Source organism: Aeromonas sp. R2-2 (assembly GCF_040908355.1).
Classification (GTDB): Bacteria; Pseudomonadota; Gammaproteobacteria; order Enterobacterales; family Aeromonadaceae; genus Aeromonas; species Aeromonas veronii.
Window position 1 is genome coordinate 1 of the sequence record NZ_JBFODQ010000038.1, and the last position, 24,301, is coordinate 24,301.

Annotated in this window: 21 protein-coding genes; 12 read left to right on the plus strand and 9 right to left on the minus strand. The window is 60.3% G+C overall.

Annotated features, from left to right (window positions below):
• Positions 1-2: 2 nt before the first annotated feature.
• Positions 3-965, minus strand: coding sequence for an IS1595 family transposase (locus AB5Z09_RS07285; RefSeq protein ID WP_368194921.1), 963 nt, complete (start codon positions 963-965; stop codon positions 3-5).
• A 167-nt stretch (positions 966-1,132) separates the two neighbouring features.
• Here AB5Z09_RS07285 and AB5Z09_RS07290 point away from each other — a divergent pair, with 167 nt between their 5' ends.
• Positions 1,133-2,107 carry an ABC transporter substrate-binding protein gene (locus tag AB5Z09_RS07290; RefSeq protein ID WP_368194949.1) on the plus strand — a complete coding sequence of 325 codons (975 nt, stop codon included), beginning with the start codon at positions 1,133-1,135 and terminating at the stop codon, positions 2,105-2,107.
• An 82-nt stretch (positions 2,108-2,189) separates the two neighbouring features.
• On the opposite strand, the gene ligA is transcribed toward AB5Z09_RS07290, so the two are convergent.
• The 3 genes from ligA to AB5Z09_RS07305 form a co-directional block, all read right to left on the minus strand.
• Positions 2,190-4,196, minus strand: coding sequence for an NAD-dependent DNA ligase LigA (gene ligA, locus AB5Z09_RS07295; RefSeq protein WP_368194950.1), 2,007 nt, complete (start codon positions 4,194-4,196; stop codon positions 2,190-2,192).
• A gap of 99 nt (positions 4,197-4,295) precedes the next feature.
• Positions 4,296-5,465 carry a cell division protein ZipA gene (gene zipA / locus AB5Z09_RS07300; protein WP_040066671.1) on the minus strand — a complete coding sequence of 390 codons (1,170 nt, stop codon included), beginning with the start codon at positions 5,463-5,465 and terminating at the stop codon, positions 4,296-4,298.
• A gap of 15 nt (positions 5,466-5,480) precedes the next feature.
• Positions 5,481-8,855, minus strand: a complete 3,375-nt coding sequence (locus AB5Z09_RS07305; protein WP_368194951.1) for an AAA family ATPase — start codon at positions 8,853-8,855, stop codon at positions 5,481-5,483.
• Between the two features lie 214 nt (positions 8,856-9,069).
• On the opposite strand from AB5Z09_RS07305, the gene cysZ reads away from it, so the two are divergent.
• Together cysZ and AB5Z09_RS07315 are read left to right on the plus strand one after the other, a co-directional pair.
• Positions 9,070-9,834, plus strand: coding sequence for a sulfate transporter CysZ (gene cysZ / locus AB5Z09_RS07310; protein WP_005338455.1), 765 nt, complete (start codon positions 9,070-9,072; stop codon positions 9,832-9,834).
• A 146-nt stretch (positions 9,835-9,980) separates the two neighbouring features.
• Positions 9,981-10,595: a trimeric intracellular cation channel family protein gene (locus AB5Z09_RS07315; RefSeq protein WP_005338456.1), complete on the plus strand. Its 615-nt coding sequence runs from the start codon at positions 9,981-9,983 to the stop codon at positions 10,593-10,595.
• Positions 10,596-10,680: 85 nt separating this feature from the next.
• Here AB5Z09_RS07315 and AB5Z09_RS07320 read toward each other — a convergent pair whose 3' ends face one another.
• The 4 genes from AB5Z09_RS07320 to AB5Z09_RS07335 form a co-directional block, all read right to left on the minus strand.
• A complete protein-coding gene (locus AB5Z09_RS07320; RefSeq protein WP_005338457.1) occupies positions 10,681-10,932 on the minus strand; it encodes a hypothetical protein in 252 nt (83 codons plus the stop codon).
• Positions 10,933-10,979: 47 nt separating this feature from the next.
• Entirely contained in the window at positions 10,980-11,525 is a 546-nt protein-coding gene (locus AB5Z09_RS07325; RefSeq protein WP_005338458.1) for a DUF882 domain-containing protein, read from the minus strand.
• A 164-nt stretch (positions 11,526-11,689) separates the two neighbouring features.
• Positions 11,690-13,174, minus strand: coding sequence for a murein L,D-transpeptidase (locus AB5Z09_RS07330; protein ID WP_005358830.1), 1,485 nt, complete (start codon positions 13,172-13,174; stop codon positions 11,690-11,692).
• A gap of 92 nt (positions 13,175-13,266) precedes the next feature.
• A complete protein-coding gene (locus tag AB5Z09_RS07335; protein ID WP_368194952.1) occupies positions 13,267-14,031 on the minus strand; it encodes a substrate-binding periplasmic protein in 765 nt (254 codons plus the stop codon).
• A gap of 316 nt (positions 14,032-14,347) precedes the next feature.
• Between AB5Z09_RS07335 and AB5Z09_RS07340 the strand changes: the two genes are divergently transcribed.
• The 5 genes from AB5Z09_RS07340 to AB5Z09_RS07360 all read left to right on the plus strand — a co-directional run bounded on the left by AB5Z09_RS07340 (position 14,348) and on the right by AB5Z09_RS07360 (position 19,842).
• Positions 14,348-14,893, plus strand: coding sequence for a hypothetical protein (locus tag AB5Z09_RS07340; protein ID WP_041202288.1), 546 nt, complete (start codon positions 14,348-14,350; stop codon positions 14,891-14,893).
• A gap of 55 nt (positions 14,894-14,948) precedes the next feature.
• A complete protein-coding gene (locus tag AB5Z09_RS07345) occupies positions 14,949-15,968 on the plus strand; it encodes a glycosyltransferase family 2 protein (RefSeq protein WP_058056731.1) in 1,020 nt (339 codons plus the stop codon).
• Positions 15,965-16,336, plus strand: a complete 372-nt coding sequence (locus AB5Z09_RS07350; RefSeq protein WP_005338463.1) for a GtrA family protein — start codon at positions 15,965-15,967, stop codon at positions 16,334-16,336. The genes AB5Z09_RS07345 and AB5Z09_RS07350 overlap by 4 nt, the downstream gene beginning before the upstream one ends.
• Positions 16,336-17,502, plus strand: coding sequence for a hypothetical protein (locus tag AB5Z09_RS07355; protein ID WP_265784131.1), 1,167 nt, complete (start codon positions 16,336-16,338; stop codon positions 17,500-17,502). Before AB5Z09_RS07350 ends, AB5Z09_RS07355 begins: the two co-directional genes overlap by 1 nt.
• 228 nt (positions 17,503-17,730) lie before the next feature.
• The gene (locus AB5Z09_RS07360; RefSeq protein WP_368194953.1) at positions 17,731-19,842 is read left to right on the plus strand and encodes an alpha-amylase; all 2,112 of its coding nucleotides are present in this window, start codon (positions 17,731-17,733) and stop codon (positions 19,840-19,842) included.
• Positions 19,843-19,917: 75 nt separating this feature from the next.
• Here the strand turns inward: AB5Z09_RS07360 and AB5Z09_RS07365 are convergent, their stop codons facing one another.
• Positions 19,918-20,544: a glutathione S-transferase gene (locus AB5Z09_RS07365; RefSeq protein ID WP_368194954.1), complete on the minus strand. Its 627-nt coding sequence runs from the start codon at positions 20,542-20,544 to the stop codon at positions 19,918-19,920.
• A gap of 171 nt (positions 20,545-20,715) precedes the next feature.
• Between AB5Z09_RS07365 and AB5Z09_RS07370 the strand changes: the two genes are divergently transcribed.
• From AB5Z09_RS07370 to AB5Z09_RS07385, 4 genes are all read left to right on the plus strand, one after another.
• On the plus strand, positions 20,716-21,360 hold the full coding sequence (locus AB5Z09_RS07370; protein ID WP_005338467.1) for a response regulator transcription factor: 645 nt from the start codon (positions 20,716-20,718) through the stop codon (positions 21,358-21,360).
• A gap of 113 nt (positions 21,361-21,473) precedes the next feature.
• Positions 21,474-22,070, plus strand: coding sequence for a TetR/AcrR family transcriptional regulator (locus tag AB5Z09_RS07375; RefSeq protein ID WP_368194955.1), 597 nt, complete (start codon positions 21,474-21,476; stop codon positions 22,068-22,070).
• 82 nt (positions 22,071-22,152) lie between these two features.
• Positions 22,153-23,031 (plus strand): alpha/beta hydrolase, encoded by an 879-nt coding sequence (locus AB5Z09_RS07380; protein ID WP_368194956.1) that lies wholly within the window; start codon positions 22,153-22,155, stop codon positions 23,029-23,031.
• A gap of 111 nt (positions 23,032-23,142) precedes the next feature.
• Positions 23,143-24,288: a patatin-like phospholipase family protein gene (locus AB5Z09_RS07385; protein ID WP_124929983.1), complete on the plus strand. Its 1,146-nt coding sequence runs from the start codon at positions 23,143-23,145 to the stop codon at positions 24,286-24,288.
• Positions 24,289-24,301 lie beyond the last annotated feature (13 nt).

Here is a 24,301-nt window from a genome sequence, read left to right on the forward strand (position 1 = left end):
GGCTATGTCCCAATTACGTGTTGCATGGGGTGCCCCAGCGCCTCATGCAAACACGCTTTGATATTCACGCCCCTCCCGTAACGCTCCAGCATCCTGCGCCAACCCAGGTAGTTCTTCAGGTAGTGCGTTGCCACTCCATGGAACCGCTCCATCCACTCTTTCAACCGATGGTGATACCCGTTCACGTGCTGGATGTGATACGCACCGACCACCCGTTCGCCCTGGCGATTGCGCACTACTTGATGAGTCACTCCATGCACTTTGCTAAAACTCGCATACACACCCGCACCATCGCTACACAACACCGCATCCGCTGACACCAACGGCTTCAACACCGCGATGACCGTCTCGGCATTTATCTGCTCCAGCTGAAAATCCGCATGGTGGCCAGCACGGTCCTGCACCACCATCACAGGGATGTAATCCGACCCGGTTCCACGGGTTCGACCTTTACCACCACGATGCCTTGGCGGACGCGGCAGTCCCCGTTGCCCCTTGAACGATTCAAGGAAGAAGGTCTCATCAACCTCAACAATGCCCTCTTCCCGTGTGGCTTGATGGCCTGCCATGGCACGCAAGAAGCGGTGACGCCAGAGGAACGCGGTGTTTTTGCTGACCCCACAGCGCCGCGCGGCCTGGCGGACGGTCAGTCCTTCGATGAGGGCTTGCGCGTAGTCTTCCCAGCACTGTGCTTTACGCAATCTGGCCAGGGGCGTCTTGGTGAGGATGGAGCTTGTGCGCAGACACTGTTTGCAACGGTAGCGGCGCAGCCCCCGACTCCACCCCCAAGGCGCCAGCTCGGCGACATCGGCCTGACAATGTGGGCAGCCACTGCATGCAGGAAACTGGGTATTGAGCGAGGTAATGGCATGTGGCGCCATGAGCTCCTGCCGGGCAACGCGGCGCTGGCGCAGGGTAAGCAGTGGAAAGAGAGACAACAGGTGTTGAAAGGCTGGGGTATCCATGATGGCAGACCTCAAGGTGATGGCCTACTTCAAGATTAGCCTTTCAACACGTAATTGGGACATAGCCAAAAAAATCGCCCCCCGCCGCACCGGTTTCGAGATGACAGCGTCAACCAAAACCGCCCATACTGAACAAGAACTCTTTCCCCCTCGACAAGGGACAACCCATGCGCACCTCTCTGCTGTTGCTACTGCTATCCACCCTCTCACTGCCGCTCTGGGCTGCCAACATTCTGGTGATCAGCAGCTACCATCCCGAATACCTGTGGGACCAAAGCTACAACAAAGGGCTGCTCGATGGCTTGCAGGGGGAGCACAAGATCACTCACTTCTATATGGACACCAAACGCCATCCACGGGAGAAGTTCGACGAAATAGCCCAGCAAGCCATCGCCTTTTATCTGAAGAGCAAACCGGGTCTGGTAGTACTGGGGGATGACAACGCCATCAACTATCTGGCCAACGAGATCGCCTCGCTGGGCACTCCAGTGGTCTTTCTCGGCATGAACGAGAACCCCCGCCTCAAGGGCTTTGTCGGCCACCCCAAGATCACCGGCGTGCTGGAGCGCCCCCTGCTCAAGCGCAACATCAGCGAAATAAGCCAGATGATGGGGGGGCTCGACAAGGCACTGGTGCTGTTTGATTCCAGCAATGTGGCCCTCACTGCCATCGAGGATGAATTCAAGACCCAGACCGAGCTGCGGGTCGGTCAGACCCGGATCAACAGCCAGCTGATGGGGGATTACAGCCTCTGGCAGGAGGCAGTGCTCAACGCCAAGAAGAACGGCTATCAGGCAATCTTCCTCGGCCTCTACCACACGCTGGTCGATGACAATGGCAAGCATGTGAGCGAAAAGACGGTGCTGGAGTGGACCAGCGCCAACACGCCGGTGCCGCTCTTCTGTTTCTGGGAATTTACCGTCGGCAAGGGGATGGCCATCGGTGGGCTGGTGCTGGACGGCCACGATCAGGGGATACAGGCAGCCAGCCTCATCAACACCATACTGGCGGGCACCCTGCCCCGTACCATCTCCCCCCGCGCAGCCCTGCGCGGCGAATATGTCTTCAGCAAGAGCGAGCTGGCCCGCTGGCAGCTCACAGTACCCGACAAATGGCGCCACAAGATCCTCTGGCGTGAGTGACCGCCGAAACAAAAAAAGAGAACCCGGCCATGCCGGGTTCGCTTTTATCGGGTGCTGCGGTTAGCAGGCTAGGTGAGGGCAATCAGCCCTGCAACGCCTGTTGCAGCTCCTCTTCGGTCCAGATGGTAATGCCGAGCTCTTGTGCTTTGGTCAGCTTGGAACCGGCCGCTTCCCCCGCGACCAGCACATCGGTCTTGGCAGATACCGAACCCGCCACCTTGGCCCCCAGCGCCTGCAATGCCGCCTTGGCGTCGTTGCGCGACAAGGTGGTCAGGGTGCCGGTCAGCACGAAGGTCTTGCCGGCAAAGGGTTGCTCCGCGGCCTCTTTCTTCTCGATGGCTGGCCAGTGGATGCCGGCAGCCAGCAAGGCTTCCAGCACCTCCACGTTGTGGGGCTGACGCAGGAAATAGTAGACATGCTTGGCCACCACATCACCCACATCGGCCACGTCGAGCAGTTGCTCCACCGATGCTGCGCGCAGTGCATCCAGGGTGAGGAAGTGGTTGGCAAGGTTGAGCGCAGTCGCCTCCCCCACTTCGCGGATCCCCAGAGCAAACAGGAAGCGCGGCAAGGTGGTACTGCGCGCCGCATCGATGGCGGCTACCAGATTGAGGGCCGATTTTTGCCCCATCCGCTCAAGACCGGCCAGCTGGATGGCGTTGAGGCTAAACAGATCGGCGGGAGTCTTCACCAGCCCCTTGTCTACCAGCTGCTCGACAATCTTGTCGCCAAGGCCGTCCACATCCATGGCGCGACGGGCGGCGAAGTGCTTGATCGCCTCCTTGCGCTGCGCCTCGCAGAACAGGCCACCGGAGCAGCGGGCAACCGCTTCCCCTTCCAGCCGCTCGACCGCAGAGCCACAGACCGGACACTCGGTCGGGAAGAGAATTTCGCGCGCATCAACAGGGCGCAGCGCCTCCACTACGGCGACGATCTGCGGGATCACGTCCCCTGCCCGGCGCACGATCACGGTATCGCCGACCATGACGCCAAGGCGCTCGATCTCGTCGGCATTGTGCAGAGTCGCGTTGGAGACAGTCACGCCGCCGACAAACACCGGTTTTAGCTTGGCGACCGGGGTCACGGCGCCGGTACGGCCAACCTGAAACTCGACGTTCTCAAGCAGAGTCATCTCCTCCTGCGCCGGGAACTTGTGGGCGGTCGCCCAGCGCGGGGCGCGGGCCACAAAGCCGAGCTCCTCTTGCAGAGCGATGGCATCCACCTTGTAGACCACGCCGTCGATCTCGTAAGGGAGCTCGCCACGGCGGGCCAGAATGTCGTCGTGGAACGCCTGACAACCGGCGGCCCCCTCTTTGAGCTTCACCTCTGGACTGAGCGGCAGCCCCCACTCCTTGAGCTGGGTGAGACGGCCAAAGTGGGAGTCGCCCAGTTGCTCGCCGCCAACACCGATACCGTAAGCGTAAAAGCTCAGGGGACGGCTGGCGGTGATGCGTGAGTCGAGTTGACGCAGGCTGCCGGCGGCGGCGTTGCGCGGGTTGACGAACACCTTCTCGCCCGCGGCCAGTGCCTTGGCGTTCATCGCCTCAAAACCTGCCTTGGGCATAAAGACTTCGCCACGCACCTCCAGCCGCTCTGGCCAGCCAGTGCCACGCAGGGCGAGCGGAATGGCCTTGATGGTACGCACGTTCTCGGTGATCTCCTCACCGGTGGCGCCATCGCCCCGGGTGGCCGCCTGCACCAGCTGACCATTTACATAGAGCAAGCTCACCGCCAGACCATCGAGCTTGGGCTCGCAGCAGAAGGTGAAACGCACGTCACGCTTGAGGCGATCGCTCATCCGTTGTTCGAACGCCTGCAACTCTTCGCTGCTAAAGACGTTGTCCAGACTCAGCATAGGGATTTCGTGGCGCACCTGTTTGAAGGCGGTCAACGGCTGACCGCCGACCCGCACGCTCGGGGAAGCCGGGGTTTTCAGCTCGGGGTGGTCAGCCTCCAGCGCGATCAGTTCGCGCATCAGGCGATCGTATTCAGCATCCGGCACTGTGGGGTTATCCAGCACATAGTACTGGTGACCATATTCGGTAAGCAGTTCACACAATTGACGGTGGCGGGAGAGGGTGTCGCTCATGAAAAAGTCTCGAAGTGTGATTGAACATACGGCCGGGGTAGAAACAAAAATGCGGTACCAGGGTACCGCACTTTTTCTTCACTCGACCCGCATGGCGTATTAGTCGCGACTGGCCTCGTAGGCAGCCAGCTCGTGACGGTAACGGGCAATGGTCTCGTCGCTCAGCGGGCTGCGATCCATATCTGTCAGCATGGCATCGAGATCGCTGGCCAGCTGATCGGCAGCCTGCAGCATGTCCTCGAAGGCAAACGCGGCATTGCTGCGCAGCGGCAGCTGCATGAAGAGCGACACGCCCGGCGTGGTGAACTGTTCCATCCGGTACGGATTGAAGGTGCCAGGCTTGACCATGTTGATCATGGAGAAGAGCACTTCACCCTTGCCGTTGGGATCTTCGTGACGGTGGAAAATATCCATCTCGCCAAACTTGAAGCCCAGCGCCATCAGGGATGAGAGCAGGGTTGCACCTTGCAAGTCGTGACCCGGACGGCCCATCAGGTTGATGACATAGACATCCTGCCAGATCTTCTCGACCGGCTGGGGCGCCATGCGCGGCTCTTCCACCACAGGAGCAGGTGCCACATAGGCAGGCTCTTCATACACAGGCTCGGGAGCCACATGACGGGGCTGCGGCTGATATTCCGGCTCGGGAGCACGCACCGGTTCAGCACGAACGGTGTCGGCGGTACGGACTGTCTCTGCACGGGCACCAAAAGTCGGGGCGGTCGCGTAAGCGGGCTCGACCAGCGGCTCGTCGTCAAGCGACTGCATCATGGGCTCGCGCTGGGGACGGGAACGGTAGACCGGGGTACGACGATTGACCTGAGCAGGTTTGCGCACCGGCGCGGCGGGCGCCTCGTCGATCTCCTCGGGCAGCGGTTCGTCGAACGCTTCCTCCTCTTCATAGACAGGAGGCGGCGGAACCGGGCGGGCAGCAGGCTTGCGCACTACGGGCGGCGGCAGATCGTCCTCGTCATCTTCATCATCAAAGGCGGGGACGGCAGGGCGACGACCGAGTTCCGGCTGGCGGCTCTCTTCACTGCGCAGCTTGGGCTCGGCACGACGGCCACCACTGACCACGCGTACCTGGCCGATGCCATCGCTGTCGAAGGCGTCGTTATCACGATCCCGCGACTTGGAGTCCATCCGTCCAATCGGTTTCTCTTTGATCGGTGCCTGACGATTCTTTTTGTTGCTCCACAACCCGTGAATGAGCAATGCCGCAATAGCAATACCGCCCAGGGCAACCAAGATGTAACGCAATTCCTGCATTAGCTGCTTCTCTTTCTAGTTTTGCTCAGCCAAAGCGACGGCTTCACCGATATCGACCGACACAATGCGAGAAACCCCGGGCTCTTGCATCGTGACGCCAACCAGCTGCTCAGCCATCTCCATGGAGACCTTATTATGACTGATGTAAACGAACTGTACTGTGCTCGACATCTCTTTGACAAGAGAACAGAAGCGACCGACGTTCACTTCATCGAGCGGTGCATCCACCTCATCCAGCAGACAAAAAGGTGCTGGGTTGAGTCTGAAGATGGCAAAAACCAGCGCAAGCGCGGTTAACGCCTTCTCCCCCCCGGAAAGCAGGGCAATGGTAGCATTCTTCTTACCCGGAGGTCTCGCCATGATGCTCACTCCGGCCTCCAAAAGATCATCGGAGGTGAGCTCAAGCCAGGCACTGCCCCCACCGAACACTTTTGGAAACAGGGATTTTAAATCTTCGTTGACCTTATCGAAAGTGTCCCGGAACCGTATTTGTGTCTCTTTATCAATTCTTTTAATGGCTTGGCTCAAGGTTTCCAGCGCTTGCTCGAGATCCTGACACTGATTTTCAAGATAGGTTGCCCGGGTTTTCGCCTCTTCGTACTCCTCCAGCGCCGCCAGGTTGATGGCGCCGAGCGCCTCCACTTGCCCCTCCAGAGTCTGGATCTCCTGCCGCAGCTTGCTGCGATCAGCGGCGATCAGCACCGCCTGATCGAGATCTACCAGTCGAATCCCCAGCTCTTCGAACTGCTCGTGCAGCCCCTGTCGACGGGTGAGGTTGCGTTCGCGCTCAAGACGCAGGGTTGCCAGCTTCTCCTGCAACGTCACCAGCTGCTTGTGATCGGCACTTCTGGCCTGTTCCAGCTCACCCAACTGGCGCTCCAGCTCCGCCAGCCGTTGATGGCAGGCGAGCTGCTGCGCCTCCAGATTGCGCTGCTCGGCCAGCAGGGGCGCCAGATCCGGCACTGCCTCGCTATCCGGCCCTTTCAGCCCGGCCAGCTCCAGCCCGAGCCTCGCCAACTCCTCTTCGCCCAGGGTAATGAGTTGGCGCAGATTGCCCAACTCCAGTTGCAAACGCTGGCAGGTCGCTTGTTGCTGCTCGCGGCGCACACGGGCCTCGTCGACCGCCCGCTCGCAGCGGGTCAACAGCTCCTGAGCAACCAGCAACCCTTGCGTCAGCGGCTCCCCCAGCTCTTGCAACTCGGCAAGGCGTGCCTCATCGAGTTCCAGTTGTTCACGGGCGCTGGCCAGTCGCTCTGCCTCTTCGGCCTGCTCCTGATCGAGCCGGATCAGCTCTTCGCCGAGCTGACCGAGCCGCTGCAACCGCTCCTGCCGCTGACCCTGTTGCAGGCTCCAGGCTTCGCGCAGTTGTTGCCATTTCTGCTCTTGCTCGCGCAAGGTTCGCTGCGACAACTCCTGCGCACTGGCAAGCTGGGCACGCCGGGCATCGGCTGCCACAAGTTGCTCGCTCAGCTGTGCCAGCCCCGCGACAACCTTCTCCTGCTCGGTATGCAACCGCTCACGCTCACCCAGCAGCGCCATGGTGCCAAGCGCCGCGCCCTGTCCCAAATCTGCCCAGTTTGGCCCCAGCCAGTCGCCAGCAGGAGTCAGTACCGACTCACCGGCCGCAAGGCTTGGCTGGCGGGCCAATGCGGCCTCCCGGCTCTCCACCAGCCAGATGGCATTGAGGAAGGCAGGAATGTGCTCGCCGCCCAGTTGCGCAGCCAGCGTACCGGCAACCGCCGGTTGCGCCGGGCCAATCCAGAGCCCCTCTTGCGCAAGATTGCACTCGTCCGCCGGCGTTGCGGTGAGCCAGCGACCCAGCACCTTGTCGAGTGCCTGTGCCCATTCGGGAGCAACCTGCAGTCGATCCGCCAGGGTCGCCCCTTCCATCTGCTCGCCGAGGATCTGATCCAGCGTCGTCAGCCGCGCCTCCAGCTCCCGTTGCAGGCTCAACTGCTGACCATGCTGCTGCTTGAGTTGTTCATGGGCGTCGACCGCCTGCGCCAGCTGCTCGGTCAGCTCGCCATTGGCCGCCCGCGTCAGCTCCAGCTCACCACTCAGGGCATCGAGGGCCGGTTGTAGGTCATCGGCCTCAGCGCCGAGGGGGCCAGCGCGTTCATCTTCCAGCTTGAGGCGGGCCAGCCGGGTCTTGGCTTGCAGCTCCTGCAGGCCACCCAACCGGGTGCGGGTCTGGTTGAGCTGCCCCTGCAACCCGGCCAACTGTTGCTGCCACTGCTGCTGGCGCAAGCGAGCCTGTTCCAGCTGCTCGCTGGCCTGCTGGCGACCCTCCTGCTGCTCGGTAAGCAACTGCTCACACTGCTCCAGCCGCGCGCTCTCCTGCTCGGCGCGCAATACCCCTTCGGTCAGTTGATCCTGCTGGCTGGCCAGCTGCGCCTTGCGAGTGGCGATCCGCTCGCCCAGCGCCTCTGCACGGGCCTGCCAGTCGCGCCCCAGTTCACTCTGGTGCAGTTGCTGTTGTTCGAGGCGGGCGATGGCCTGCCCGCCGAGAAAAATCTGTTGCTGACGGCTCGCCTGCTCGGCTTGCGCCTCTTGTCTGGCGACCGACAGGGTGACGTGGCGCCCCTCATCGGCGGTGCGCTTGGCATCGAGCGCCGCCAGCGCCTGCTCGGCCTGCGCCAGCTCGGTTTTAGCCTCGCCAAGACGCGTCTCCAGCGCCCACAACTCGGAGCCAATCAGCTCGGCGCGAGCAGCGCGCGAACGACTCTTGAGCTGTTTGTAACGCTCGGCCGTTTCGGCCTGGGCTTTGAGGTGGTCAAGGCGCGAACCCAGCTCGCCGCGAATATCGCCGAGGCGCTCCAGGTTCTCCTGAGTGTGACGAATGCGCTGCTCGGTCTCGCGACGCCGCTCCTTGTAACGGGAAACCCCGGCGGCCTCTTCCATAAAGAGCTTGAGATCGGCCGGACGTGACTCCACCAGTCGGCTGACAGTGCCCTGCTCGATGATGGCGTAACTGCGGGGGCCAAGACCGGTGCCGAGGAAGAGGTCGGTCACATCTTTGCGGCGGCACTTCTGGCCGTTGATCTGATAGTGGTTGGAGCCGTCGCGCAGCACTTCGCGGCGCACCGAAATCTCGGTAAAGCGGCCGAACTCGCCGGGCACCCGGTTATGGGGATTGTCGAACACCAGCTCGACCGAGGCGCGCCCGTGCGCACTGCGATTGATAGAGCCGTTGAAGATGACATCGGTCATGTTCTCGCCGCGAAGATGGCGGGCCGAGCTCTCCCCCAGCACCCAGCGCACCGCGTCGATCACGTTGGATTTGCCACAGCCGTTGGGGCCAACCACAGCAGTCATATCTGCCGACAGTTCGATGCGGGTCGGCTCGACGAACGACTTGAAGCCGGCGAGTTTGATCAGTTTCAGACGCATGGCGACCTGTATCAGTGGCTAAATAAAGAGGAGGCGGGCAGGCGATTTTACCAAATCCAGACCCGGCTTTGTTTGTAATATGCAGGCATCATCCCCATTCAATGCCCGATTTTCAGTCGCCACGGCACGAAATAAGGAATAGTCGGCGACTTTACCAAATCAAAGGCTTGTTTGTAATATGCTGGCAGTTCTCCCATGCATAGATGGAGCTCACATGAGCCAATCACCCCATATGGTCAAAGATTCAATCAGCGGTGCAGACTACTTTCTGCGCGGTTTTTCCCTCATTCGCCAACCGGGCATCCGCACCTTTGTGCTGATCCCCCTGCTGGTCAACTTCGTGCTGTTTGCCGGGGCCTTCTATGCCCTGCTGCTGCAACTGGACGGCCTGTTCGCCTGGCTCCATCAGCAGATCCCCGCCTGGCTCGACTGGCTGGACTACCTGCTGTGGCCCATCGCCCTCATCACCATACTTGTGGTCTTCTCCTTTATCTTCAGCTCGGTTGCCAACTGGGTAGCCGCCCCCTTCAACGGCCTGCTGGCGGAGAAGGTGGAGCAGATCCTCACCGGTCAGCCCGCCAATGACAGCGGCATGCTGGATATCGTCAAGGATGTGCCACGCACCTTCGGCCGCGAATGGACCAAGCTGAAGTATTACCTGCCCAAGGCCATTGGCTGCCTGATCCTGTTTCTGATCCCGGTGGTGGGCCAGACCCTGGCGCCGGTGCTCTGGTTCCTGTTCAGCGCCTGGATGATGGCGATCCAGTATGTGGATTATCCGTTCGACAACCACAAGATCGACTTCATCACCATGCGTGACGCCTTGAAGCAACGCCGTGGCAAGTGCCTCAGCTTCGGCGCTTTGGTGACCCTCTTCTCCGCCATTCCGGTGGTAAACCTCTTCGTGATGCCGGTCGCCATCTGTGGTGCCACCGCCATGTGGGTCGATCACTACCGGCAAGAGCAGTTGGGGCGCTAATCCTTGAACATTGATTAGAAAAAGGCACCCGAAACGGTGCCTTTTTCGCATTTAGCATGAATTAAATTAATGCATGCATTCGATAGCTTGTCCCATATGACACGAGTTGGTAGGATTCTGGCCTTTCTCGTTCCCTGGGATATCTCATGTTACATGCACTCTTCTTGGTGGGCCTGGTGGCCGAAGGGATGACCGGCGCGCTGGCCGCGGGTCGGCGACGGATGGATCTGTTTGGTGTGGTGATCATCGCCTCGGCGACGGCCATCGGTGGTGGCACCATCCGCGATGTGCTGCTCGGCCACTATCCGCTGCTCTGGATTGAACATCCGGAATATGTGCTGCTGGTTGCCGCAGCCGCGATGGCGGGTGTGGTCTCCGCCCCCCTGATGCGCTACCTCGGCAAGCTGTTCATGGCCCTTGATGCCCTGGGACTGGTGGTCTTCTCCATCTTCGGTGCGGCCCGGGCGCTGGATATGGGCCACGGCGCCGGTATTGCCTGCATCATGGCGGTGGTGACCGGAGTCTTTGGCGGGGTGCTGCGGGATCTGCTCTGCCAACGGATTCCACTGGTATTTCGTCGCGAGCTCTATGCAGCCATTTCGCTGATCACCGCAGCCCTCTACTGTCTGGCGCTGGATCAGGGCTTGCCGACCAACTGGGCCGCGTTCGGTTCCATCGGAATCGGCTTTGTGCTGCGGCTGCTGGCGGTACGCTTCAAGTGGGGTCTGCCCACTTTCAACTACCAGTACGCGACCCATTGAGTACGCCAGCTTCTGGCTAAGCGGGTTGGATTGCGAGCAACAAAAAAGCGCCCGAGTGGCGCTTTTTTCATGGACGTTCTGCGACTCAGTTAATCCCTTCCGAGCTGAAGAATGTCGCCTTGTCAGCGATAAAGCGGATCTTGATGTTCTTCCCTTCCCCGCCCCAGAGGCAGCTGGTGGTGCCCAGCGCATCATCACAGCGCTCCGCCTTGCCCAGAATGGTACTGGCCTCGGCGTAACTCATCCCCATCTTCAACTGGTCGTAATTTTCACGGTTGAGCTTGCTACAACCGGTCAACAACAGGGCGATCAGGCCGCCAATCACTATCTTTTTCATCGCTATCTCCTCTCTGGTGGGAAGAGCTTGGCAGCTTGCCAACCCCTTTACCAGCTGCGCACCGGGCCGGTATCGAGGTGAACGAAGTTATCACGGGGATAGTAACCGACCCCACCCACCTTGAGCTGGAGCGCCGCCTTGCGCAGATGGGCCAGCTGTACGCCGGGGATCCGCACATCCACCGCCTGCCCCAGGGTGTGGTAGCTGTGTTTGGCCACGCCGCGGCTCTTGTGACGCTTCTGGCGATTGGTGGCCGGTGCGCGATAGCCGGAGATCAGCTGAATTTCGCTGCGCCGACCCAGCTTGTGCTGCAACAGGAACAGCTGATCAAACAGCTTCTTGTCGATGTTGAACACTTCGTTGCGCCGGTAATCACGGAAGATGTGGTTGAGCTCGGCCAACCCGTCGCTCAGATAGTGGCCATTTTCCCAATAGCTGGCGCGCACCCGCTCGCCGGTATTGAGATTGAAGAAACTGAGTTCACGCCCGGTGGTACTGCGGCTGGCCAGTGCAGGGAAGGAGATCAGCGAGCTGCCCAGCAGGCAACCGGCTCCCAGCAACAGGCGACGTCGACTTATCTCTTGTTCCAGCATAAGGGGTTCGTCCATCGCAGATTCAAGCGAAAATAGTTGAATAAGATCACTGACTGAATGTGATACAGGCGCTTGAAACTACCCTCCGGCGGGGGGCCCTGTCAAACCTCAATCACCCATAGAAAAGCCCGGCACAGGCCGGGCTTTTCACTCTGTGGCAGGGATCACAGCAGGCGGCTCTGGAAGCTGACCCGATCAAATCCGTAGATGTCGTTACGCAGTTGCTGGCGACCATTTTCGTCGATCCAGCTGCTCCAGTAGACGGTAAAGACCGGAATAGGCGTGGTGAGCGGCAACCATTTGGTCTGGCTCTCCTTGAGGATATTGGCCACCTTGTCCGGCTGATAGCGGGAGTCCGCCAGCAACAGTTCGGCCAGATCGTCGGCATGCTCCACCCGGATGCAGCCCGAACTGAAGGCGCGCGCCCCCTGCTCGAACAGCGCCTTGCGCGGAGTGGAGTGCAGATAGATGGCGTCATTGTTGGGCAGGTAGAACTTGTAGCGCCCCAGGGCATTGTGATCCCCCGGCTTTTGCCGCAGGCGATAGGGGAAACCGGCGGCCAGCGCCTGATGCCACCCCTCTTCGGTGAACTGGACCGGATTGCCCTCGCTGTCGATCACCTCGAACTGCTCACGACTCAGATAGGCGGGATCGCGACCCAGCTTGGGCAGGATGTCCTTGCTCAGGATGGAGCGCGGCACATGCCAGGAGGGATTGAGCACGATGGAGCGAATTTCGCTGGCCAGAATGGGAGTGGCGCGCTGCTCCTTGCCGACGATGACCCGGCTGGTAAACACCTCGTTGCCGGACTCCACCACGCTCAGACGGTAGTCGGGAATATTGACCAGCACGTAGCGGCCACCGGCGAGCTGATCCACCAGATCGCGACGCCACAGGTTACGCAGCAGCAGGCTGGCGCGCACTTGCGGGCCGGTATTGAGCCAGGAGCGGGTCTGACGGCCGATGATGCCGTCCGCGGTGAGACCGTGACGACGCTGGAACTGCTTGATGGCTTGCTCGGTATCACCATCGTAAATCTGATCACCATGGCTCGGGGCGCTGTCGCCCAGCTCGTTGAGCATGGCGCGGATCTGGCCAAGCTCGGCGGAGCTCTCTCCGGCACGCAGGGTTGGCATATCGAGGGTCGGCCACTTGCTGGCCATCGGCATCGCCAGCAGCTTGTGCACTTTGGCCCGCACCGCCTCGTATTCTGCCACCTGGGGGCGCAGGGATTTCACCTGGGTGAGCAGGTCATCATCGCTGGGCTGGGTCACCACAGGGCGGTTCAAATCGAGCTTGAGAGTCTTCATCTGCTCGCGCGAGACCAGATCCATCCCCCGCCAGGCGTGCTGGAAACGGCTCAGCTTGGTAAAAATATCGTCATAGATGGCGCCACGCTTGTCTGCAGGGGTGGCCTGCAGGCGCTTCCACAGCGTGAAAAAATCGGGATGCAGCTGAGCAAGCACAGCCTCTTGCAACTGCTGCTCCAGCTCGACACGGGCCTGTTCGGCCTGACTGCCCTGATACCAGTCGTGTCCGGTTTCACTGGCCGCCACCACAACTTGTGCTTCGGTCGCATGTACCGCGCCAGCGGGCAAACATCCCAGCCACACCAGATTGGCAAGGGCCAGCCAATACTTCATCCCCATGGGTACCTCAAAACGGTTTGTTCACTCTGTCGGGCCTGACAAGCAGACCCGATGCTCAGGCCGCTCATGATGCGTGAACGGCCAATACTTTGCTAGCGCCCGGGGGCATAACGCTGCCAGATAATGTCATACGCATCTGTCTCCTTGAACCGCGCCAACGCCTGATTAAATTGTTGCAAGAACTGCGGCGAAAAGCTGCGCTTGCCCAACATAAAGAAGCTCGGCGATTCAGATACCACCATGGGGTGACTGGTGAACAGACCGCTCATCCCCTCCTTGTTAAGGGCGCTGGGGGTAGCCAGCATGTCACCGAGAAAACCGTCGATCCGCCCGCGGGCCAGCTTCTCATAATTTTGCTGGTCGCTCACCGCACTCACCTGTTTGGCATAGCGAGCGAGCAGCGACATCACTTCCTCACCATAGAAGTACTCTTTGGTAACGCCGAGGGAGTAACCACTGGCCAGCCAGCTCGTCAGATCCTGTTCGGGATAGTGGCTGCCCTTGCGGATCCACAGCAAGGTGCGTCCCGGGTTGTAGGAGTCGGAAAACCAGGCATAACGGGCGCGCTCATCATTGATATTCGCCTCCATCGCCATATCTATTTCGCCATACTCCATTTCGTGAAGTACCCGCTTCCAGGGCAGCTCCACATAGTTGACCTTGCAGTGCATGGAAGTGAGCACAGCCGTCAGCACCTCGGCGGCATAACCGCGCACCTCTTGCGGTGAGTCGGCTTCGTAATAATGGTAGGGGGGCCAGTTATCGTAACCGACCTGAATGGGCTCGGGACACAGGGCCCTGGCCAATGCCATTGGCGCCCATAATCCAAGCAACAGACAGCAAGAGAGCCACTTCATATGTCATCCTTGACGAATAAGTGAGTCATCATAAATCGCCCCCTGCAAAATGGCGATAGAAGCCAGATGACTATCGCATCCGCTAGAAAATGACGCAGCAAAGCGCTTCTATTTGCCAATTGCCCTGCCGGAGCACTACTGGCAACCTGCGCCCCGCCAGACCTGTTTAACCGGGAAACAGCAACGTTTGGAACAGGGGTAAAAAGGGGTTAATATGTGACCAAATATTTTTTTGTGATCCACTATGCTTTTTTTGCAATTGGATTAGCATATGCGCGACATCGGCCTACCCATTCTGTCAGGCATAGAGAGTGATATGACGTACAAAAAGTTCGGTTTTTTGACTGCCATTCTGGCGTTAAGCGGTTTTTATCTTTACACCCTCTATCTGGCTGCTCACCCCAACGTGAGCCTGGCCTACAAACTCTATTATCTGGAAGGCAAGACCCGCTTCTGGGAACACAACTCCAGCATGACCTATCAGCCTGGTAACGAACTCAATCTGACCAAGCCGAGCCGCTTCCTCTCCAGCGAAGGCTGGGCCAAGAAGCCGAGCGACGAAGGTACCCTGCTTAGCGGTCAGGGCGGTCTCTACTTTGTGCTGCCCAAGCAGGCGGCCAATCCGGATCAGCTTACCGTACAGGCCCGCATCAACAGCCCGGAAGCCGGCGCTCTGTTGAAAGTGGCGCTGGGTCACGACTTCACCACTACGGTGAAACTGGCCAAAGCGGGCATCAACGAAATCCGCCTCAGTCTGCCCGGTGACTCGCTCACGGCAGATCCCAAGCGCCCCAATTTTCTGGCGCTCTCGGCACCTACTCCTATCAATGTGCAGTCGGTACGTTTGACCGTAGCCCAGTGATCCTTGCCCCGAATACCATTTTATAAAAACAACTATCCCAAATAAGGACGTTCTTATGTCGCATCCAGATTTTCGACTCTCTCTGGTCGTTCCCGTTTACAACGAGGAAGAGAGCATCGATGCCTTCATCAACGCGATAGACAACGAACTGGCCCCGCTGAAAGACCAGCTTGAAATTGTATTCGTCAACGATGGCAGCCGTGACCGCACCCGTGAAGTGGTCGAACAGGCCATCGCCCGTGACCCGCGCGTGACCCTGGTCAACCTGGCACGCAACTTCGGTAAAGAAGCGGCCCTGACCGCCGGTCTGCATCAGGCCAAAGGGGATGCTATCGTGCCGATGGACGTGGATCTGCAAGACCCGCCCGCCCTGATCCTGGAGTTCGTCAAACTGTGGCAGACCGGTGACTATGACACCGTCTACGGCATCCGCGTCGATCGCAGCGCCGATACCCCGATGAAGCGCCTGACTGCCGGCGGCTTCTACCGCTTCTTCAACGCCCTCTCCACCAGCACCAAGCTGCCGGAAAACGCCGGTGACTTCCGCCTGATCGACCGTCGCGTGGTCGAGGCGATCAAGCTGCTGCCGGAACGCAACCGCTTCATGAAGGGTCTGTTTGCCTGGGCCGGTTTCCGTGCCGTTGGCGTCCCCTACGAGCGCCCGGCCCGTCACGCCGGTGAAACCAAATTCAACTACTGGAAACTGTGGAACTTCGCCCTCGACGGTCTGCTCAGCTTCTCCAGCTGGCCGCTGCGGGTCTGGAGCTATGTGGGGGTCAGCGTCTCGCTGGTTGCCTTCCTCTATATCCTGAAAATCATCACCCAGGTGATCTTCTTCGGCATCGACGTGCCCGGTTACGCCTCCCTGATGTCTGTAGTGCTGTTCCTCGGCGGTATCCAGCTGTTGTCGCTCGGCATCATCGGCGAGTACATCGGCCGCATGTTCGTGGAAGTGAAACAGCGCCCGGTCTACCTCATTGAAGGGGTCTATGGCCAGTATGCCAAGCAGGATGCGGCCAAACCGCAGAGCGCTGACAGCAACCCGCAAGAGCAGCAGGAGCAAGCGCCTCAATGATCTCCCGCGAGGAATTCTGGCGGCTGGTACGTTTCGGTTTTGTCGGCGGGGGGGCTACCCTCGTCGACCTTGGCACCTCCATCGCACTGTTTCATACCTGGCCCACCATCTCGGAGCACCTGGTTACCACGCTGGCTTTTGCCATCGCGTTCTGGTTCTCCTTCTTTGGTCACCGCTACATCACCTTCCAGAAGCAGGGAGCCGCCAGCAAGTTTCTGCTGGTCGCCCTCTTCTCGCTGGCGGTGCGTAACCTGATCCTGAGCGGCCTGCTGTTTGCGGGGCTCTCCGGTCTGCTGCCGGTGGTCATCGCCACCCTGACCGTTACCGTCCTCACTTACGTTCTCTCTCGCGTCTGGGTTTTTGCCTGATGAATGATATGACCAATACTGCCCCGCTAACCGGGGCTGCACTCCCCTATCGCCCGTCACTGCGCATCAGCGGTCGTGACTGGCTGATGATCATCGCCGCCTTCATGCTGAGCCGGGTGGCGCTGTATGGCATGGGTTACTTCGGTGTCCAGCTCTATGGCTCCCCCGACATCGGCCCGCTGCAGGCCTATTGTCAGTTCGACTGCGTCTGGTTCCAGCGCATCATCGAGAACGGCTACGATCTCTACCCGCGCTGGCTGAGCAAGGGCAATGCGGCCAACTGGGCCTTTATGCCGCTCTATCCGATGGTCTCCGGTGCCATCTCCAACCTGTTCAATGTCGAGAGCCTGATCGGCCTCATCATTGTTACCAACCTCTCCTTCTTCGCCAGTTTACCGCTGATGCTGCTGGTGTTGCGTCAGCTCAAGCTGGGTGACGATACCGCCCGCTTCGGCGTCTGGCTGCTCGCCTTCTCCCCCTTCTCCGCCTACTTCGTCTCCGGTTATACCGAGTCGACCTTTATGGCGCTGATGCTGGGGATGTTCCTGTTCGCCTATCGGGAGCAGTGGCTGATGGTGGCCGTGCTGGGGGTCGGTATCTCCGCCACTCGCAACCTGGGGGTGATGATGGTCTTCCCGGTGCTGATCCTGGCGCTGCAAGCTTACGGCTGGCGGGAATTTTTCCGCTTTACCGAGCGTGCTTTCAAGGTGGTGTTCACCCTCTGGATGATCCCGTTTGGCCTGTTCGCCTACATGGTCTACCTCTATCATCTGACCGGCGATGCCTTTGCCTTCAAGCACATTCAGGTGGCGTGGGGTCGCTATATGGACAGCCCGCTGGACTGGTGGCTGAGCGGTTTCGAGCTGGGCGGCCGCAAGGCTTACCTCTCCATCATGGTGATCTTCGGCTGGTGTCTGAACGGCTACCTGTTCAGCCAGAAGCGCTGGGCGGAAGCGACCCTGATGTTCATCTGCTGCACCATTCCGCTGATGACCGGCCTCAACGCCATGCCGCGCTATATGTTCGGGCTCTACCCGACCCTGCTGGCCATCATTCTGCTGACCCATCGCTGGCCCGCCATCCGCCCAGCAGTGCTCTGTATCAGCGGCATGGTGGCCTCTTTCATCGCGGTGGCCTTCGTCAACTTCAAGTTCTTCACCGTCTGATGTGACGACGATGCCTGACACCCCAAATGCCGGTCACCTGACCGGCATTTTTTATGGCCGCTATTTTTATCGACAAAGCATCCCACCACCTCTCCGTCACACTTTCCTCGGCTTGAAAACGTAACCATTTGAACTGATGTCACAAATCGGCATTTTGCCGATCCAAGGCGCGCTTTGCTGCTCCTAGAATGGGCCCTTGTCCGAACTGCCCTGCTCAAGGAATGGCTTATGCGTCGTGCTCATCACTTATCCCCTCTCTGGCTCGCCCTGCTGGCCGCCCCTCTGTTCACCCAACAGGCGATGGCCGCTTCCGAGGTTCACCTCTATGTGGATGGTCAGCCGGTGGCGACCCCGATCTCGCTGGACAAGGGCACTGTGGAGCTGACCCACACCCTTGCCAAGGGGAGCCACCAGATCCGCATCAGCGACGCAGACAATAGTTGCGGTACCAGCTTTGGCCCGAGCGAGAGCAAGCCGCTCCCCTTCGGCACCGCCCAGCCCATGGACAAATGCAGCAAGGATCAGAGCTTTACCCTTCGGGTGATGCTGGCCGGGGAGTATCAGTTCACCTTCAACCCGGATACCCCCAGCCTCAAGGTGCTGCGGGCGACCAAGAAAAGCGAATTCAAACGCCAGCCACCACAAGAGCCCTGCATCAGCTGGGATGGCGGCCCGGTCACGGTATCCCTGAAAGGGGTTTGGCCCGAGGGTACCCGACTGAGGGATGCCTACTCGAAACAGGAGGCGGTGGTCAAACAGGGCAAACTGACCCTGACCCCGAGCAAAGAGAGCGGCGGCCTGCTGCTGCTCGAGCCGGTCAAGGCAGCCAAGCCAGCACCATTCAGCTGGGATCAGGCGAGCGTCTATTTTCTGCTGACCGATCGCTTCCACAATGGTGACCCCGCCAACGACCACAGCTTCGGCCGCCAGAAGGATGGACAGGATGAGGTGGCCACCTGGCACGGCGGCGACTTCAAGGGGCTGACCGAGAAGCTCGACTACATCAAGAGCCTCGGCATGAACGCCATCTGGATCACCCCCATGGTGGAGCAGGTTCACGGCTTTATCGGCGGTGGTGAGCAGGGCAACTTCCCCTTCTACGCCTACCACGGCTACTGGGCGCTCGACTTCACCAAGATTGACCCCAACTACGGCGATGAAGAGAGCCTGAAAACCCTGGTGGACGAGGCCCACAAGCGCGGCATGCGGATCATCCTCGACGTGGTGATGAACCACGCCGGTTACGCCACCCTCGCCGACTTGCAGGATTTGGGGCTCACCGAACTGACCCAGAACAGCGGCAAACTGCCGACCGTCTGGAACCAGTGGCGCCCGAGCGGCGGCCTTAACTGGCATGGCTACAACCAGTTCATCGACTATCAATCACCCGCGTGGAACAAGTGGTGGAGTGGTGACTGGGTGCGCGCCGGTCTGCCCGGCTACCCGCAGCCCGGCACCGACGATGTCACCGGCTCGGTGGCGGGCCTGCCGGACTTTCTGACCGAATCGGCCAAACCGGTAGGGCTGCCGCCGTTGCTGGCGGCGAAAAAAGATACCCTCGCCAAGGCGCAGCCCGACGCTACCGTGAGTGACTATCTCATCGCCTGGCACACCGACTGGGTGCGCCGCTTTGGTATCGACGGCTTCCGCGCCGACACAGTCAAGCATCTGGAGCCCGAAGTGTGGGCCAAGCTCAAGCAGGCGGGCACCGCTGCGCTCAAGGAGTGGAAGACTGCGAACCCGAGCAAGGCCCTCGACGATCTGCCCTTCTACATGGTGGGCGAGGTGTGGGATCACGGGGTGGCCAAGGATTTCTGGTATCAGAACGGTTTCGATTCCCTGATCAACTTCGACTATCAGCGCGAGTTCGCACTGTCACAGGCCCAGTGCATGGCCAGCGCCGAGCCCACCCATGCCAGCTACGCCAGCCGCATCAATCAGGATCCCGAGTTCAACGTGTTGAGCTACATCAGCTCCCACGACACCAAGCTGTTCTTTGGCGACTATCAGGATGTGCCGCTACAGCGCCGGGTCGCCAACAGCTTTATGCTGCTGCCGGGCGGTATCCAGCTCTACTACGGCGACGAGTCCGGCCGGGGGCTCGCCAAGGATGGCGGGGTGTTCGATCAGGCGCTGCGCTCGGACATGAACTGGCAGGAGCTGGCCAGCGGAGACAAGGCTGAGCTAGTCAAGCACTGGCAGCAACTGGGCCAGTTCCGCGCCGCCCATCCGGCTATTGCGGCAGGCAGTCACCAGAAACTCTCGGATGCACCCTACGCCTTCGTGCGGGAGAAGGGGGATGACAAGGTGGTGGTGGTCTTTGCCGGTCGGCAGAAGTAACTCTTGAGCCACATTCACCAGCAACAGAGAGGGGAGCCACTGGCTCCCCTCTCTCGTTTATCTATCTGCCAAGGCTCACTGTGACTGGCGCGCCGCCACCGGCCACTGCAACCGCGCCTTGAGCAGGGTCTCCTGCCACAGAGGCCAAGAGAGCAGCGCCTGCTGATAGGCTCCGGCCTGACCGGGCAACAGGATGCCGTAGCTGGCCAGCCGATAGGCCATCACCGCATAGAAGGCATCGACAATGCCCGCCTCGCCAAAGTAGAAGGGGCCCCGCGCCTGCGACCAGATCTCCTGCAAACGGGCCAGCTCACCGACCGCCTCCACCGGGGGATCGATACGGGTTGGCGCCCCAAGAAAGAAGGGGAGCAGAGAACGGATCTGCCGAAATCCGGCGTGCAGCTCGGCGCAGAGGCTGCGAGCCAGTGCCCGCTCGGCCAGCGAAACGGGATAGAGCTGACGGTCGGGACAGAGCTCGTGAACATATTCGGCGATGGCCAGCGAGTCGTGAACCCGCACGCCATCGTGTTCGAGCCAAGGCACCAGACCGGCCGGTGCCAGCCGCTTGAGCCGCGCCAGCGACTTGGCATCTTCCAGATCGAACACCTGCTCCTGCCACATCAACCCGCTCATGGCGAGCACCAGTGCCGCCCGCATAGCCCAGGTGGAGCCGGTGCCCACCGCCAATACCAAGGATCCCATCTGTTGCCTCCTGCATGAGTTGCCTGCGACCGGCCTGCCTGCCCTTGATGGCAAAACATCCGATGGTCGCTTCACATTTGCGCACCGGCGGGTTTGACCCTCTTGGTGAGCGATGCTAGTTTGATTTTTCAAAACAATCAGTTAGCAACAATGTGAGCCATTAACCGAAATATGGACAGCCAATTTACCATCGTCATCGCAGATGACCACCCCCTGTTTCGGGGCGCCCTTTACCAAGCGGTGCACATGGCCATCAACGACGCTCAATTGCTGGAAGCGGACTCCATCGACAGCCTGACCAGCCTGCTCGGCGAGCACCCCGAAGTTGACCTGTTGCTGCTCGATCTCAAGATGCCGGGGGCCAATGGCTTCGAGGGGCTGGCCCACCTGCGCGGCCAATATCCCGACCTGCCCATAGTGGTGGTCTCCGCCTCGGAAGATGCGGCCATCATCCAGCAGGTTCTGCGGCTCGGGGCGCTCGGCTTCATTCCCAAATCGGTGCCGATGAAGGAGCTGGTCAACGCCCTCAATACGGTGATCGGGGGGGATAACTGGGTGCCGGAAGGCATCTCGCTCCATCCCGAATCGGAAGATGGCCCCGATTTCGCCAGCAAGCTGGCCAGCCTCACCCCCCAGCAATACAAGGTGCTGATCATGCTGCGCGATGGCAGCCTCAACAAACAGATCGCCTGGGAGCTCAACGTCTCCGAGGCCACCATCAAGGCCCATATCACCGCCATCTTCAGAAAACTGGGCGTCAAGAACCGCACTCAGGCAGTCATCGCCCTGCAACAGCTCGATATCAAGGAGAGCTGAAACCCGCGCGCAGTGACACGCACGAGACGACATAGCCAGCCATGCTGGCTATTTGTTGCTCGACAATTAGCACGATCGTACTTTATGCTGCCAGCGCCAACGAGGAGAGAGTGATGAGCAAGGGGCGCCTGACCCGGGAAAACATTTTGCAGACTGCCTTTGAGCAGGCGAGCCAGCAAGGGCTGGAGAGCCTGACCATAGGCTCGCTGGCCAGCGCCTGCGAAATGTCGAAAAGCGGCCTGTTTGCCCACTTTCAATCCCGCGACAATCTGCAGATCTCCGTGCTGGAGTACGCCGCCGAAGTGTTTCGGCTGCGGGTGATCCAGCCGGTACGCCAGCAGGAGCACCAGAGCCAGCATGACAAGCTGATCGCCCTGCTGCGTGCCTGGCAGGCGTGGAACCACTGCTTCGCCGGACGCTGCATGTTCCTCGACGCCTGGACCTCGGCGCAGGATGGCCATGAGCAAAAGAGCCTGGTGCAGCAAGCTGCCCGGCAACTGGTGCGCTTCTGGCTCGACTATCTGGCCCGTCAGGTAATGCAAGGTCAGGCCGCAGGCGAGTGGCGACGGGAGATGGATCCCTGGCGCGCCGTTTACCGTCTCTATGGCCTCTATCTGGCGGATCAGGTGTTCAACGATCTCGAACTGTGTCAGGATCCGGCCCGCCACTTCTGGCCCGAGGTGGACGCTCTGCTGAGCAGCTGGCGCTGATGTTTTGGCATCCGTTCAACACTAATTTTTAAAAACCGACAAAAAAGCACGACCGTTCGCACATAAAAACCACAGGATGACCATGAGCAGCAAGATCTACTTCAACACCAGCCGCTTCAGCCCGAGCAAATGGCTGCTGGGGATAGGCACCCGGTTGCACCACAGACTCGCCCCCACCCATGCCAAGCGTACCGCTAGCAAGTTGCTGCTCACCCCCCAGCGCAACCAGCGGGGTGGCCACGAACCTGCCGGTCTGGTGAAGCAGGCCGTCCATACCAGCGAAGGGGTATTGATGAGCTATCGGCTCGGTCAGGGGCCGCTGTGGCTGCTGATGCACGGCTGGTCCGGCAGCGCCAGCCAGTTCTACCCACTGATGAGCCATATCGCCGCGCAGGGTTTCACCGCCATTGCCTACGATCATCCGGCCCACGGCCAGAGCGCAGGCAACACTGGCCACCTGCCCCGCTTCGTACGCGCCTTCGACGAGCTGGCGACCAAGCTGGCCAGCGAAGCAGGCCCGCTGCACGGCGTCATCGCCCATAGCATGGGAGGCGCCGTCACTCTCTCCAGCCGTCAGCCGGGTATCGATACCCTGCCGCTGCTGTTGATTTCACCGGTGCTCGACTATGTGCCCCAGCTCTACGGCATGGTGGCGCGCTCCGGCTACTCCATCCGGTTGTTTGATGCGGTGGTCAAGGAGATTGAGCAAGAGTACCAGCACCCCTTGAGCACGGTCGATCCGCTGGGTCGCCTCGCCAGTCGCAGCGGCGCGGCGATGATAGTGCACGACGAGGAGGACAGATTTGCCCCGCACGGCGATTCCTTGCGGGCCAGTCAGGATGGTCATACCCGGCTGGTGAGCACCCGGGGTCTGGGCCACGGTCGCATCCTCGCCAGCGCCCCGGTATTCGCCGCCTTCGATCAGCTGGCTCGGCCGGAAAATCCTCACCGCGCCCTTTGACATGGGGCCATGAAAAAACGGGCGAGCGCCCGTTTTTATATTTGATACAGCGCTTTATAGTTAACTTGTCAGTGGGAACATTCTTGTCAGAACACGATAAGGCGCCAGCATATGGCCAGACCCAATACAGCGTTGTTGCTCACCGGTGGCGGTGCTCGCGCCGCCTATCAGGTCGGCGCTCTCAAGGCGATTGCGGAGCTCTACCCGCGCAATCTCGGCATCCCTTTTCCCATCCTGTGTGGCACCTCGGCGGGGGCCATCAACGTCACCGCGCTCGCCTGCTACGCCTCCTGCTTCCATCTGGGGGTGCGCAAGCTGGAGTGGGTCTGGCGCCGCTTCGAGACCCACCACATCTTCGATTTTCACCCGGGGCGCCTGCTGTGGCGGTTGATGTACGAAGGGTCGGCGGGGCTGATCAATCCCCACACCAACCACGCCTTTCACCTCTTTGACAACGCGCCGCTGCACCGCCTGCTGGATCAGCTCATCGACTATCACCGCATCGATGACAACATCCTCTACGGCAGTCTGGAGGCGCTGGCCATCACGGCGTCGGATTACGATGACGGCCTCTCCACCACCTTCTTTCAGGGGCGGGCCGACCACCATCCGTGGGAGCGGGCCAGACGGCGCGGGGTGCGCACCGTGCTTACATCTGAGCATCTGCTCGCCTCCTCGGCGTTGCCCTTTGTCTTTCCGGCCACCCGGATCGGCGAGAAATTCTACGGCGACGGTTCCATCCACCAGCTGAGCCCGCTCAGCCCCGCCATCCATCTGGGGGCGGAGCGGATCCTGCTGATCACCCTGGATCCGCCTGAGCACTCGGCGCCGACCCATCACCACGGCCATCTCACCAGCTCCAATATCGCCAGCCATCTGCTCGATACCGTCTTTACCGACACTCTCAACTCCGATCTGGAGCGGCTGTGGCGCATCAACCAGACTCTGGATCTTATCCCTGAGCGGGAACGCAATCGCCTCAAGCTGAAACGGGTGGAGACCTGTGTGCTGAAACCGAGTCAGGATCTCGACACCATCGCACTAGCCTACCTGCGCAAACTGCCGCTAAAGTTGCGCCGCCTGTTGCGGGTGCTGGGCGTGAAGGGGGATGAGACCAGCAGTCTGGCCAGCTTTTTGATGTTCTATCCGGGTTATTGTCAGCAGCTGATCAAGCTGGGCTATCAGGACACCCTGAGGGAGCGAGAGCGGGTCGTCGCCTTCCTCGATATCGAAGGGCTACCAAAAGAGCGGGAATAAAGGGCGCGGCCGA